Genomic DNA, 14,248 nt, shown 5'->3' with positions numbered 1-14,248 from the left:
CGCTCTGCGTGGGAATGCATCCTGTGACGCTCCGCGCCACGATTAAATAATAGTGTGTGACGAGTATGAGTGAGTTCCCGATATTTTGATTCGGAGAGTTTCATTAGTTATTCGTCACACGCCGTTATACAAGCAAGCTGGAAAATACTTTTATTAGCGGGGAAGGTTCACAGCCGAAGTTGGGTTTTAATCGCAATATTGACTGGCTGGTTTATTGAGATAAGGCAGCCGGTTTTGCACGGTGATTATTGCTTCTGGCTTCGTCAGTAACCTTCACTTTTATATAAAAGGTCATTCATATGTTAGTAGAGAGTCTCCCCGCAGGCGGAACCTGGACGTACCCCGAGCCCCCCAGTACAGCACGCCCAACCTTGCGCGGCACAGACGCAAGCGAACGACTGGAGGCCATTCGTGGCCAGGATTCCGTCATTATCGGCGGTGGCGGTGGCGATCAACTCGTCGCCAGTGTGGGCCGCAACAGCTTCAAGTATGAAAAGCCCACCGACTCGCTTGCAAGTGATGCGGACCGGATTACTAATTTCAATCCGAAGGACGACAGGATCGATGTGTCCAGAATGCTGAAAAAGTTGAATATAACGGAAGTCAAATTGACGGAAGGACCTCCCCAGCAGGTTGGGGATATGCAGTTGGCTTATTTGCGTCCCCAGGAAATTGGCGTTCTGACAATTAAGGTGACGCCCGAAGGTGAGAACTTTGCTGTGCACATCGATGGCGTTCACTTAACGGAAAAAAATATCAAGCTATTCAATAAACCCAAATAGCCCTGGCTCGGTGCTGTAGGTGCTCAAGGGTGACATGCCGTGAGCGCTTTTCGAGTCAGGGATTCTCCAAGTCATGCCCTAACGACTGGATAAACAACGAAAACAACTCCGGCTGCGACGAGATATCCAGCTTGGCGTACAGATGCCGACGATGCACCTTGACCGTGTCCGGCGAGATATTCAGCCGTTCGGCCATGGCTTTTGACGAAAACCCGCGCAGCACCAGCCGCGCAATCTCCAGCTCCCGCTCCGACAACACCCCACACCCGAAATGACTCAGCGCGTCGCGAATCTGGCTGGCCATTTGCGCAGGCGCCGCCACCCGCTGGGTACTTTGTTGCCAATGCTGCTGCATCAACGGCAACACCCAGGCCGCCAACGTCGTCATCAACCCGGTTTCCTCCCCGGTAAACAGCCGCTGCATGCCCAACGACAGCGACAACGTCCCCGCGCCCGGCAATTGCAGGATGAACTGCACCTCGTCCTCCAGCACGTTGTCGTGAAAGTAATTGAGGAAGTATTCACTCTGGCGAAAGTGATCCGGCGCCACTTCTTCAAGGCGGTACACACCACTGGCATAGCCTTCGCGGCAGGCCTGGAAGAACGGGTCGAGCAAGTACAAGCCATTGAGGTACACCAGCATCGATGCCGGTTTGCTGCTCGGCTGCGCGTCGTATTCCTCCAATGCCTGGGGCGGGCCGTCGGCGGGGTAGAAAATCGCCAGGGCATTGTCGAAAGGCACGCATTGGTGCAACAACAGCACCAGCTGTTTCCAGAATCGCTCGGTGCCGATCTGTGCGACGGTACGGCCCAGGCCCGCGTGCATGCCGACTTCCCTGAACAGGCTCATGTGCCGCTCCACGCAAAGAATGAGGCCGCAAGGGTTCGACTTTTGCCCGACGCCGTCAAGGGGAGTACTCCAATAGGGGAATTGGCCGCCTTATGCAGAGCGTTTAAGTTGGCCGTCAGTCAGCGGGGAACATACCCCGCGTCGCTTTGCCTTTTCGTTTCTGCCTCAAACCAAGAACAATCAAGAGGATAACGATATGAGTGCTCCTTCCACGCCCGACGGCGTGCTGAAACCCACCCTCAGCGTGTTCGATGTGGTGGCCATCACTGTCTCGGCGGTGACACCGGCCAGTTCGGTATTCGTGATTGCGCCGTTTGCGATCCAGCAGGCCGGCAGCGGGGTGTTCCTGGCCTTTGTGATGGCCGCGTTGCTCGCGCTGATGTTCGCCTTTTGCTACGCCGAACTCGGCCGCGCCCACAACAGCGCAGGCGGCGAGTACGTGTACGCCAAGCGGGTGTTCGGCGGCATGGCTGGCTACGCGACGTTTCTCACTGTATTGGTGATGTTGCTGTTTATCCCGCCGGTGCTGGCCACTGGCGCGGCGACGTACCTGAATAACGCCCTGGGCACCACATTCGACTCACAAACCGTGGCCCTGGTCATCGTGGTGTGCAGCTACGCCCTGGGTATCCTGAATATCAAGCTGAATGCCTGGATCACCGGCACTTGCCTGCTGCTGGAAGTGGCGGCGTTGCTGGTGATTGTGTTTATCGGCTTCGGCAACGCGGTGCAGCCGGTCAGCGTGTTGTTGCAACCGCATATCGTCGAAAACGGCGTGTTGCACCTCGCGCCCTGGGCGCTGGTGATCGGCGCGGTCGGCATCGGCCTGTTTTCATTCAATGGCTACGGCCCGGCAGTGTTGCTGGCGGAAGACATGAAGTGCGGCGGCAAGGGCGTGCACAAGGCGGTGTTGTGGTCCCTGGGGCTGGTGGTGGTCATCGAACTGGTGCCGATCACCGCGCTGCTGATCGGTGCCCCGTCCCTCAGCGCGATGATCAGCAGCCCCGATCCGATCGGCTACCTGCTGACCAGCCACGGCAATGAAACCCTGTCGCGGCTGGTGAGTGCCGGGATCTTCCTGTCGGTGTTCAACGCCATCGTCGCCATCGTGATCCAGATTGGCCGGGTGGTGTTCAGCAGCGGCCGCGATGCGCTGTGGACGCCGACCATCAACAAACTGTTCACCCGGATTCATCCACGCTGGGATTCGCCGTGGTTGGCTACGCTGTTCCTGGCGATTCCTTCGGCGTTGCTCAGCTTCAGCTCCAACCTGGCGGACCTGACGTCCTTCAGTGTGCTGCTGATCATGCTGGTGTACCTGATCGTCGCGCTGAGTGCGCTGATGAGCCGGGTCGTGCTGCGTGACCGTGAGCACCCGTATCGCATGCCGTTGTGGCCGGTGCCGGCCTTGCTGGCGGTGCTGGGCGCCGGCTACCTGTTGGTGACCCTGGCGATTGCCGCCTCGGTTCGCGACATCATGATTATCATCGGCCTGCTGGCGCTGTCGGTGATCCTGTATTGCATCAGTGGCCGGTTGAGTCCGGCGTTTCAGAAATTGTAAGGAGTGGTTATGCGCGCACGTCAAATGGGCATTACGTTGGGACTGGGTACGCCCGGTGAGTTGAATGCCATCACCGACGTTCCAGGGGTACGGGTCGGCCACAGCACGCTCAAGACCCGTATCGACGGCAAACAGGTGCGTACCGGCGTGACGGCGATCCAGCCGAGGGCCGGTGCTGCACGGCACCAGCCATGTTTTGCCGGCTACCACGTGCTCAACGGCAACGGCGATGCCACCGGCCTGGAATGGATCAGCGAGTCGGGGTTGCTGACCACGCCGCTGGCCATCACCAACACCCACAGTATCGGCATCGTGCGCGACACCTTGATCGCCCTGGAGCGCGAAAGCCTGGCAGACCCGGCGGTGTACTGGTGCATGCCGGTGGTGATGGAAACCTACGACGGTTTGCTCAACGACATCTGGGGCCAGCACGTCGGCCCGGAGCATGTGCGCGAGGCGTTGGCCAACGCTGAAACCGGGCCGGTGGCGGAGGGCGCCGTGGGCGGTGGCACCGGGATGATCTGCCACGAGTTCAAGGGCGGCATTGGCACCGCGTCGCGGCGGCTGTCGGCGGAGCAGGGCGGCTGGACCGTGGGCGTGCTGGTGCAGGCCAACCATGGCAAACGCCAGGAGTTGCGGGTGGACGGTTACCCGGTGGGCCGGCAGTTGATGGACATCCCGTCACCGTTTGCCGATCGCGGTACACCCGGCATGGGCTCCATCGTGGTGATCATCGCCACCGATGCGCCGTTGTTGCCCCATCAATGCCAGCGCCTGGCGCAGCGCGCGTCCATCGGCATTGCACGCACCGGCGGCGGCACCGAAGATTCCAGCGGGGACCTGTTCCTGGCGTTCGCCACCGGCAATCAGGATTTGCCGGTGGCCGATTACGGGCGCAAGGGGCTGCCCCTCAGCACGCGGCTGGACATGGTCAATAACGACCATATTTCGCCGTTGTTCAGCGCGGCGGCGGAGGCCGTGGAGGAAGCGATCATTAATGCGATTCTGGCCGGCGAAGAAATGACCACCGACCACGGTGTGCGGGTACCGGCACTGGATGCGCAAACACTCCTGCAGGCACTGCGCCAAACAGGCTGGCGCGATCAATAAATAGATTAAGTCTTGTCCCGGTAATACGGGACAAGTACTTAGATGGTGGCCATTCACTACTAACAATGACACGGTGACACTTTCTTAGTGCACCTCAATCAATACTTTGGATCCATTCCTCGCAAAACCACTTTAGCGGTATTTAATATTTAAATAGTTGTCTTTTTATAAGTCGCTACTAGCCAGCGTTTGCAGGAATTGTTCGCCGCGCCATGTTTTACCCTGCAAAAATAGCGCTGGACGAATGATTTCAAGTTGTGTCAGTTTTCTTTCGCCTTCAAAAGGGGCGAGTGATAGGACTTACTCGCCAGAGTGGGTTCTATCGGACAAAAACTGTTCCACTTGCAAACAAGGAAGTACGTTTATGTCAAAAGTAAAAGACAAAGCTATTGTATCGGCGGCTCAAGCAAGTACTGCCTATACGCAAATCGATAGCTTTAGCCATCAATATGACCGTGGCGGCAACCTCACGGTCAATGGCAAACCCTCGTTCACCGTTGACCAGGCCGCTGACCACCTGCTGCGTGAGAACGCCGCGTATCGGGACGTGGATGGCAACGGCAAGATCGACCTCACCTACACCTTCCTGACTTCGGCTTCCAACGCGACCATGAACAAACATGGGATTACCGGGTTCAGCCAGTTCAACACCCAGCAGAAAGCACAGGCCGTACTGGCCATGCAATCCTGGGCGGATGTGGCCAATGTCACCTTCACCGAGAAAGCCTCGGGCGGTGATTTCCACATGACCTTCGGCAACTACAGCGGCGGCCAGGACGGCGCAGCAGCCTTTGCCTACCTGCCGGGCACCAACGCCAAGTACAACGAAAGCGGCCTTGATGGCACTTCCTGGTACCTGACCAACAGCAGCTACACGCCGAACAAAACCCCGGACCTGAACAACTATGGCCGGCAGACCCTGACCCACGAAATCGGCCACACCCTGGGCCTGGACCACCCTGGCGACTACAACGCCGGGACCGGCAACCCTTCGTACAAAGACGCGGACTATGGACAGGACACGCGTGGCTACAGCGTCATGAGTTACTGGAGCGAGAGCAACACCAACCAGAACTTCAGCAAAGGCGGGGTAGAGGCTTACTCGTCCGGCCCGCTGATCGACGACATCGCCGCGATCCAGAAGCTCTACGGCGCCAACTACAACACCCGCGCCGGCGACACCACCTACGGCTTCAACTCCAACACCGGGCGTGATTTCCTCAGCGCCACTTCATCGGCCGACAAGCTGGTGTTCTCGGTGTGGGACGGTGGTGGCAACGACACCCTGGACTTCTCCGGTTTTACCCAAAACCAGAAGATCAACCTCAATGAGACCTCGTTCTCCGACGTTGGCGGCCTGGTGGGCAACGTTTCCATCGCCAAGGGCGTGACCGTGGAGAACGCTTTCGGCGGCTCGGGCAACGACCTGCTGATCGGTAACGCCGCCGCCAACATCCTCAAGGGCGGTGCCGGCAACGACATCATCTACGGCGGTGGCGGTGCAGACCAGTTGTGGGGCGGCGCAGGTTCGGACACTTTCGTGTTCGGTTCCAGCTCGGATTCCAAGCCGGGTGCGGCCGACAAGATCTTCGACTTCACCTCGGGTTCGGACAAGATCGACCTCACCGGCATCACCAAAGGTGCAGGCCTGACCTTCGTCAATGCCTTCACCGGTCACGCCGGCGATGCGGTGCTGTCCTACGCCTCGGGCACCAACCTGGGCACCTTGGCCGTGGACTTCTCCGGGCACGGAGTGGCGGATTTCCTCGTCACCACCGTCGGCCAGGCAGCGGTCAGCGACATCGTGGCCTGATACACGGGTAAAGGAGGGCGGCGCGCATGCGCTGCCCTCTGCCCTTGCATCCACCCCTTGAACGGGCGATGGTGATGACGTTATTTCGCACTACAGTGGCCTGGTGTTTCCAGGCATTGCTTATGTCGGCAGGAGCCTCAGCAATGGCAAGCAGTCTGGTTTTACCTACATCGGCGCAACTGGCCGGGCATTGGGCGCTGCACCAGCAGGAACAGGTGTGCGCGCTGGACTTGATCGAACAAGCCAACGCGCTCGGCGGTGATGTAGCGTGCGCCGGACAATGGCTAGGGGAAGCGCCCGTTAGTTGGACGCCGACTCCCGACGGTATTTGGTTGATGAATGCCGAAGGCACGGGCATTACACATTTGAATCGCCAGAAAGAAGGCGAATATGAAGGGCGCTCCAAATCTGGCGCGGTGTTGTTATTACAACGCGCACCTTAATAGGTCGTTATAACGATATAACCCGATTTTAATGTTTGCCCGCCCTTTAATGGGGCGCCGGGCAAACTATTGCGCGTCATTCGGCTCAGGGAAGATCAGGCAACATGGCGAAGACCACTCCCGTTGCACCACTGTTTAAAGCACTCGGTGATTACAAAAGTATTCTGATCAGTATTGGCTGCTTCACCGCATTGATTAACGTATTGATGCTGGTGCCGTCGATTTATATGTTGCAAGTCTACGACCGCGTGCTGTCGTCCCAGAACGAAACCACCCTGGTGATGTTGACGCTGATGGTGGTGGGCTTCTTCGCGTTTATCGGCGTGCTGGAGGTGATCCGCAGCTTTATCGTGATTCGCATCGGTAGCCAGTTGGAACGGCGTTTCAACCTGCGGGTGTACAAGGCAGCCTTCGAGCGCAACCTGCAACGGGGCGAGGGCCACGGCGGCCAATCCCTGGGGGATTTGACCCACATCCGCCAGTTCATCACCGGGCCTGCACTGTTCGCGTTTTTCGATGCGCCGTGGTTTCCGATTTATCTGTTTGTGATCTTCCTGTTCAACGTGTGGCTAGGGGTGTTGGCCAGCGCCGGGGCCGTGCTGCTGATCGGGCTGGCGTGCCTCAACGAGTACCTGACCAAAAAGCCCCTGGGCGAAGCCAGCGGGTATTCCCAGCAATCCACGCAATTGGCTACCAGCCACCTGCACAACGCCGAAACCATCCAGGCCATGGGCATGCTGGGGGCGTTGCGCAAGCGCTGGTTCAAGGTGCATTCGCAGTTTCTGGGCTTGCAAAACAAGGCCAGCGACACCGGCTCGATCATCAGCTCCCTGAGTAAATCCCTGCGCCTGTGCCTGCAATCACTGGTGCTGGGCCTGGGCGCATTGCTGGTGATCAAGGGCGACATGACCGCTGGGATGATGATCGCCGGTTCGATCCTGATGGGCCGGGTATTGAGCCCCATCGACCAGTTGATTGCCGTGTGGAAGCAATGGAGCTCGGCCAAGCTGGCCTACCAGCGCCTCGACAACCTGATGCGCGAGTTCCCGCCCCAGGGCGAACAGATGGCCTTGCCGGCGCCCAAGGGCCAGGTGAGTTTCGAGCAGGTCAGCGCCGGCCCGCCCGGGCGGCGTGTGCCGACCTTGCATCAGGTCAGCTTCAACCTGGCGGCCGGTGAAGTGCTCGGCGTGCTGGGCGCCTCGGGCTCCGGCAAGTCGACCCTGGCCCGTGTGCTGGTGGGCGTGTGGCCCACCCTGGCGGGCACCGTGCGCCTGGACGGTGCTGACATCCATCGCTGGGACCGTGACGACCTCGGCCCGCATATCGGCTATCTGCCCCAGGACATCGAGCTGTTCAGCGGCAGCATCGCCGACAACATCGCACGCTTTCGCGAAGCCGACCCGCAGTTAGTGGTGCAGGCCGCCCAGCAAGCCGGCGTGCACGAACTGATCCTGCGTTTGCCCCACGGCTACGACACCGTGCTCGGCGACGAAGGCAGCGGCCTGTCCGGTGGCCAGAAACAACGGGTCGCCCTGGCCCGCGCGTTGTATGGCGGCCCGCGGCTGATCGTACTGGATGAGCCCAACTCCAACCTCGACACCGTGGGCGAAGCCGCCCTGGCCAGCGCGATCATGCAGATGAAGGCCCAGGACAGCACGGTGGTGCTGGTGACGCACCGCTCCTCGGCGTTGGCCCAGGCCGACAAACTGCTGGTGCTCAACGAGGGCCGCTTGCAGGCCTTCGGACCCAGCCAGGACGTGCTGCGGGCGCTGTCCGGCCAGCAGGAAGCACCGCGAGAAAAGGCCGGGGTCAGCCTCAGCCGTCAGTATCAAGCCGGAAGGAATCCAGGCGCATGAGCAGCGACAGCAGCATTCAAATCAACCGCGATTACGAACAGGCTCACCCCGAACATGGCGCACGTTTCTTTGCCCGCATGGGCTGGCTGCTGACGGTGGTCGGCGCCGGTGGTTTCTTCCTGTGGGCCAGCCTGGCGCCGCTGGACCAGGGCATTCCGGTGCAGGGCACCGTGGTGGTCTCGGGCAAGCGCAAGGCCGTGCAAACCCTGAGCCCCGGTGTGGTCAGCCGGATCCTGGTGCGGGAAGGCGAGGCAGTGAAGCAGGGCCAGCCGCTGTTCCGCCTCGACCAGACGCAAAACCAGGCTGACGTGCACTCCCTGCAAGCCCAGTACCGCATGGCCTGGGCCAGCGTGGCGCGGTGGCAGAGTGAGCGTGATAACCAGTCGACGATCACCTTTCCGGCGGAACTGAGTGGCAACCCGGATCAAGCCCTGGCCTTGGTTCTGGAAGGCCAGCGCCAATTGTTCAGCAGCCGCCGCGAAGCCTTTGCCCGGGAACAGGCCGGGATTCGCGCGAATATCGAGGGCGCCACCGCCCAACTCAACGGCATGCGCCGCGCCCGCAGTGACCTGACCGCCCAGGCCCAATCCCTGCGCGACCAGTTGAACAACCTGCAACCCTTGGCCGACAACGGCTACATCCCGCGCAACCGGCTGATGGAGTACCAGCGGCAGCTGTCCCAGGTGCAACAGGACCTGGCGCAGAACACCGGCGAAAGCGGGCGGGTGGAGCAGGGCATTCTTGAATCGCGGCTCAAGCTGCAGCAGCACAGCGAGGAGTACCAGAAGGAAGTCCGCAGCCAACTGGCCGACGCGCAACTGCGCAGCCTGACCCTGGAGCAGCAACTGACCTCCGCGGGGTTCGACCTGCAGCACAGCGAGATCAACGCCCCGGCCGATGGCATCGCGGTCAACCTGAGCGTGCACACCGAAGGCGCCGTGGTGCGTGCCGGTGAAACCCTGCTGGAAATCGTGCCCCAGGACACCCGCCTGGAAGTAGAAGGGCGCTTGCCGGTGCACCTGGTGGACAAGGTCGGCGCCCACTTGCCAGTGGACATCCTGTTCACCGCCTTCAACCAGAGCCGCACGCCCCGGGTGCCGGGGGAGGTGAGCCTGATCTCTGCCGACCAGATGCTCGACGAAAAAACCGGCATGCCGTACTACGTGCTGCGTACCACCGTCAGCAGCAGCGCCCTGGAGAAACTCCATGGCCTGGTGATCAAGCCAGGCATGCCCGCCGAGATGTTTATCCGCACCGGCGAGCGCTCCTTGCTCAACTACCTGTTCAAGCCGCTGCTGGACCGCGCCGGCTCGGCGTTGACCGAGGAATGAACATGAAACCGATGTTCATCGCCTTGCTACTCGCCTGCAGCAGCGCCCAGGCCGCCATGGGCCCGTTTGATGTCTACGAACAGGCCCTGCGCAACGACCCGGTGTTCCTCGGCGCCGTCAAGGAACGTGACGCCGGCCTGGAAAACCGCACCATTGGCCGCGCCGGCCTGCTGCCCAAGCTGTCGTACAACTACAACAAGGGGCGCAACAACTCCCAGGCCACCTTGCCCGACGGGCGCGGCGGTAATTATCACGATGACCGCAACTACAACAGCTACGGCTCCACCTTCACCCTGCAACAGCCGCTGTTCGACTACGAAGCCTATGCCAACTACCGCAAGGGCGTGGCCCAGGCGCTGTTCGCCGACGAGAGTTTTCGCGACAAGAGCCAGGCGTTGCTGGTGCGGGTGCTGACCTATTACACCCAGGCCTTGTTTGCCCAGGACCAGATCGACATTGCCCGCGCCAAAAAGAAGGCGTACGAGCAGCAGTTCCAGCAGAACCAGCATTTGTTCCAACAAGGCGAAGGCACCCGTACCGATATCCTCGAAGCCGAATCCCGTTATGAGCTGGCCACCGCCGAAGAAATCCAGGCGCTGGATGAGCAGGACGCCTCGCTGCGGGAGCTGGGTGCGCTGATCGGCGTGCAGAGCGTCAACATCAACGACCTGGCGCCACTGAACCCGGGGTTTGCCGCCTTCACCCTGACGCCGGCCAACTACGACACCTGGCACGAACTCGCCCTGACCAACAACCCGACCCTGGCCTCGCAACGCCAATCCCTGGAAGTGGCGCGCTATGAAGTGGAGCGCAACCGTGCCGGGCATATGCCACGGGTGACGGCCTATGCCAGTTCGCGGCAGCAGGAATCCGACAGCGGCAACACCTACAACCAGCGCTACGACACCAACACCATTGGCGTGGAGATCAGCATGCCGCTGTATGCCGGTGGCGGGGTCTCGGCCTCCACCCGGCAGGCCAGCCGCGCCATGGAACAGGCCGAGTACGAGCTGGAAGGCAAGACCCGCGAAACCCTGATCGAACTGCGTCGCCAGTTCAGTGCGTGCCTGTCGGGCGTCAGCAAGCTGCGCGCCTACCAGAAGGCCCTGACCTCGGCCGAAGCGCTGGTGGTGTCGACCAAGCAAAGCATCCTCGGCGGCGAGCGGGTCAACCTCGATGCGCTGAACGCCGAACAGCAGCTGTACAGCACCCGTCGCGACCTGGCCCAGGCGCGCTACGACTACCTGATGGCCTGGACCAAATTGCATTACTACGCAGGCAACTTGCGCGACACCGACCTGGCCAAGGTGGATGAGGCGTTTGGCCCTATGAGCCGCTGATGCCTGGATGAGTATTGCTGGGTGCAGGGAGCTTGTTGTGGTGGAGGGAGCTTGCTGTGGCGAGGGAGCTCCCTCGCCACAGGAGGCAGCCTCGCTACAGGTATTTCAACAATAAGAAAAAGGACTCTTCATGATCACCGATTCACCTCGCTTCAAACCCTTCACCGCAGGCTCCTTGCTGCTGCTGTCCGTGGCGGCCCATGGGCAGTACCTCGAAGCCGGCAAACCGGGCGATCCCGCCAGTTGGCGTTCGGCCGAGTTCCAGAGCGACTGGGGCCTGGACCGGATGAAAGCCAACGAGGCCTACGCGGCCGGCATCACCGGCAGTGGCGTCAAGATCGGCGCGCTGGACTCGGGTTTTGACCCCAACCATCCCGAAGCCTCAAAAGACCGTTATCACGCGGTCACCGCCAGCGGAACCTACGTCGATGGCCGCCCGTTCAACACCACCGGCGCCCTCAACCCCAACAACGACTCCCACGGCACCCATGTGACCGGCACCATGGGCGCGGCCCGTGATGGCGTGGGCATGCACGGCGTGGCGTACAACGCGCAGATCTACGTCGGCAACACCAACGCCAACGACAGTTTCCTGTTTGGCCCCACACCGGACCCCCAGTACTTCAAGGCGGTGTACAGCGCCCTGGTGGATTCCGGCGTGCGCGCGATCAACAACAGCTGGGGCAGCCAACCCAAGGATGTCAGCTACCAGACCCTGGGCGACCTGCACGCGGCCTATGCCCAGCACTACCACCAGAACACCTGGCTCGACGCCGCCGCCGATGTGGCCAAGGCCGGGGTGATCAACGTGTTCAGCGCCGGCAACAGCGGCTATGCCAATGCCAGCGTGCGTTCGGCCTTGCCGTATTTCCAGCCTGGGCTGGAAGGCCACTGGCTGGCGGTGTCGGGCCTGGACAAGGCGAATAACCAGAAATACAACCAGTGTGGCATCGCCAAGTACTGGTGCATTTCCACGCCGGGAGCGTTGATCAACAGCACCATTCCCGAGGGCGGCTACGGGGTGAAATCCGGCACCTCGATGTCGGCACCCCATGCCACCGGCGCACTGGCACTGGTGATGGAACGCTACCCATACCTGAACAACGAGCAGGCCTTGCAGGTGTTGTTGACCACGGCCACCCAGCTTAATGGCGCGGTCACTGACGCACCCACCACACAGGTCGGCTGGGGCGTGCCGGACCTGGGCCGGGCGATGCACGGGCCTGGGCAGTTGCTGGGCCCCATGACGGTCACGCTGGCGGCCGGGCAGGGCGATGTGTGGAGTAACGCGATCTCCGACAAGGCGCTGATCCAGCGTCGGGCCGAAGACAGCGCCGAAACCCTGGCCTGGCAGCAAACCCTGCGCGACAAGGGCTGGGAAAACGGCGTGGGAGCCGGTGCGAGTCAGCAGGACCAGACCGACTACGCCGTTGGCACCGCCCGGGCGGCGGCAGCGGCCCAGCGTATCTACGAAGGCAGCCTGACCAAATCCGGCGCGGGCAGCCTGATCCTGACGGGTGACAATACCTACCGTGGCCCCACCACCGTGAATGGCGGCCGGTTGGCGGTGAACGGCTCACTGACCTCTGCGGTGACGGTCAATGACAGCGGCACCTTGGGCGGCTCCGGGCGTATTGCGGCGTTGCAGGTGAATAACGGCGGCACCGTGGCGCCGGGCAATTCCGTGGGCACCTTGCAGGTGGCCGGGGATGTGAACCTCGCCGCCGGCTCCACCTACGCAGTCGAACTCACACCCACCCGCAGCGACCAGATCGTCGCCACCGGCAAGGCTACCCTCGGGGGCGGCACCGTGACCCTGGCCCTGGAAAACAGCCCGACCCTGCTCAGCCAGCAGCAGGCCGAGAGCCTGGTGGGGCGCCAGTACACCATCCTGCAGGCGGCGGGCGGAATCCAGGGCCAGTTCGGTGCCGTGTTGCCCAACTACCTGTTCCTGGGCGGCACGCTGGACTATGCCGCCAACGGCGTGCAACTGGCCATTGCCCGCAGTGACGCGAGTTTTGCCAGTGTCGGCGCCAGCCGTAACCAGCGCTCGGTGGCGGCCGCCGCCGAGCAACTGGGCGCCGGCAACCCGGTGTATGAAAGCATTCTGCGCTCGGATTCACTGGCCACAGCACAACAGGGCTTCCAGCAACTGTCCGGAGAAATCTACCCGGCCATCGGCACGATGTTGATCAATGACAGCCGCCAGGTACGTGACGCCGTGGGCGAACGCCTGCGCCATACGCCGGTGGCCGGTGAGAGCAACGTGTGGGTCAAGGCGCTCGGCAGCTGGGGCAAGACCGACAGCCGCAGCGAAACCGCGGGCTACACCAGCTCCCTGGGCGGCATGCTGGCCGGCGTCGACGGCGCCCTGGACGAGCAGACCCGCGCAGGCCTGGTGGCCGGTTACAGCGACAGCTCCCTGAACATGGGCAGCGGCACCCATTCCTCGGCGTCCATCGACAGCTACCACCTCGGCGCCTATGCCGGGCATGAGCTGGGCAACTGGCGGCTGAGCGTCGGTGGCGCCTACAGCTGGCATCGCGGCGACGTGAAACGCGACTTGCAGTACGGCGAGGTCAGCGGCAAGCAGAAGGCCAAGCTGGATGCACGCAGCGCCCAGGTATTTACCGAGGCAGCCTACCGCTTGAACGTGCCAGCGGTAGCGCTGGAGCCGTTCGCCAACCTGGCTTACGTGCACCTGGACAACGAACGCTTTCACGAGAAAGGCGACGCCGCCGCACTGGCGCGTGGCAGTGACAGCCGCGACGCGGTGCTGAGCACTCTTGGCCTGCGGGCGTCGAAAACCCTGGCCCTCAATGACCGGCAGCAACTGGACGTTTCCGGTTCGTTGGGCTGGCAGCACAGCCTGAGCGCCGTCAAATCCGAGGAGCACCTGGCGTTTGTCGCCGGTGGGCCGTCGTTCGCTGTGCAAAGCTCGCCGCTGATGCGCGATGCGGCGCTGGTAGGGGTGCAGGCCAGCCTGGCGTTGAGCAAAAGCACGCGGGTCAACCTCGACTACACGGGCCAGTTGGCTGGTCGGGAGAAAATCCAGGGCGTGGGATTGAGCCTGAACTGGCAGTTCTGAGCAAGATCCTGAGGCCGACGTAATTCAAATGTGGGAGCGGGCTTGCTCGCGAATACGGTGGCTCAGTTAAAGGA

At 61.7% G+C, this 14,248-nt stretch carries 10 protein-coding genes; 9 read left to right on the top strand and 1 reads right to left on the bottom strand.

Annotation, left to right across the window (positions count from 1 at the left end; genetic code table 11):
- The first annotated feature begins 371 nt into the window (after window positions 1-371).
- Window positions 372-782, top strand: coding sequence for a M10 family metallopeptidase C-terminal domain-containing protein (locus tag P3C29_RS19145; protein WP_275965194.1), 411 nt, complete (start codon window positions 372-374; stop codon window positions 780-782).
- A gap of 55 nt (window positions 783-837) precedes the next feature.
- Here P3C29_RS19145 and P3C29_RS19140 read toward each other — a convergent pair whose 3' ends face one another.
- The gene (locus tag P3C29_RS19140) at window positions 838-1,632 is read right to left on the bottom strand and encodes a helix-turn-helix transcriptional regulator (protein WP_169388339.1); all 795 of its coding nucleotides are present in this window, start codon (window positions 1,630-1,632) and stop codon (window positions 838-840) included.
- A 196-nt stretch (window positions 1,633-1,828) separates the two neighbouring features.
- Between P3C29_RS19140 and P3C29_RS19135 the strand changes: the two genes are divergently transcribed.
- From P3C29_RS19135 to P3C29_RS19100, 8 genes are all read left to right on the top strand, one after another.
- A complete protein-coding gene (locus P3C29_RS19135) occupies window positions 1,829-3,193 on the top strand; it encodes an APC family permease (RefSeq protein WP_275965193.1) in 1,365 nt (454 codons plus the stop codon).
- 9 nt (window positions 3,194-3,202) lie between these two features.
- Window positions 3,203-4,303 carry a P1 family peptidase gene (locus P3C29_RS19130; protein WP_275965192.1) on the top strand — a complete coding sequence of 367 codons (1,101 nt, stop codon included), beginning with the start codon at window positions 3,203-3,205 and terminating at the stop codon, window positions 4,301-4,303.
- 364 nt (window positions 4,304-4,667) lie between these two features.
- Window positions 4,668-6,116 (top strand): serralysin family metalloprotease, encoded by a 1,449-nt coding sequence (locus P3C29_RS19125; RefSeq protein WP_010169402.1) that lies wholly within the window; start codon window positions 4,668-4,670, stop codon window positions 6,114-6,116.
- A gap of 74 nt (window positions 6,117-6,190) precedes the next feature.
- Window positions 6,191-6,559, top strand: a complete 369-nt coding sequence (locus P3C29_RS19120; protein ID WP_275965247.1) for a protease inhibitor Inh/omp19 family protein — start codon at window positions 6,191-6,193, stop codon at window positions 6,557-6,559.
- 104 nt (window positions 6,560-6,663) lie between these two features.
- On the top strand, window positions 6,664-8,415 hold the full coding sequence (locus P3C29_RS19115) for a type I secretion system permease/ATPase (protein ID WP_275965191.1): 1,752 nt from the start codon (window positions 6,664-6,666) through the stop codon (window positions 8,413-8,415).
- The gene (locus tag P3C29_RS19110; protein WP_275965190.1) at window positions 8,412-9,746 is read left to right on the top strand and encodes an HlyD family type I secretion periplasmic adaptor subunit; all 1,335 of its coding nucleotides are present in this window, start codon (window positions 8,412-8,414) and stop codon (window positions 9,744-9,746) included. Before P3C29_RS19115 ends, P3C29_RS19110 begins: the two co-directional genes overlap by 4 nt.
- Before the next feature lie 2 nt (window positions 9,747-9,748).
- Window positions 9,749-11,086, top strand: a complete 1,338-nt coding sequence (locus P3C29_RS19105; RefSeq protein ID WP_275965189.1) for a TolC family outer membrane protein — start codon at window positions 9,749-9,751, stop codon at window positions 11,084-11,086.
- A gap of 130 nt (window positions 11,087-11,216) precedes the next feature.
- On the top strand, window positions 11,217-14,174 hold the full coding sequence (locus P3C29_RS19100) for an autotransporter serine protease (protein ID WP_275965188.1): 2,958 nt from the start codon (window positions 11,217-11,219) through the stop codon (window positions 14,172-14,174).
- The last annotated feature ends 74 nt before the right edge of the window (window positions 14,175-14,248 follow it).

Source organism: Pseudomonas sp. 1912-s, from assembly GCF_029269205.1.
Classification (GTDB): domain Bacteria; phylum Pseudomonadota; class Gammaproteobacteria; order Pseudomonadales; family Pseudomonadaceae; genus Aquipseudomonas.
The sequence above is the reverse complement of the archived record's forward strand: the minus strand, read 5'-3'. Positions and strand labels throughout refer to the sequence as shown.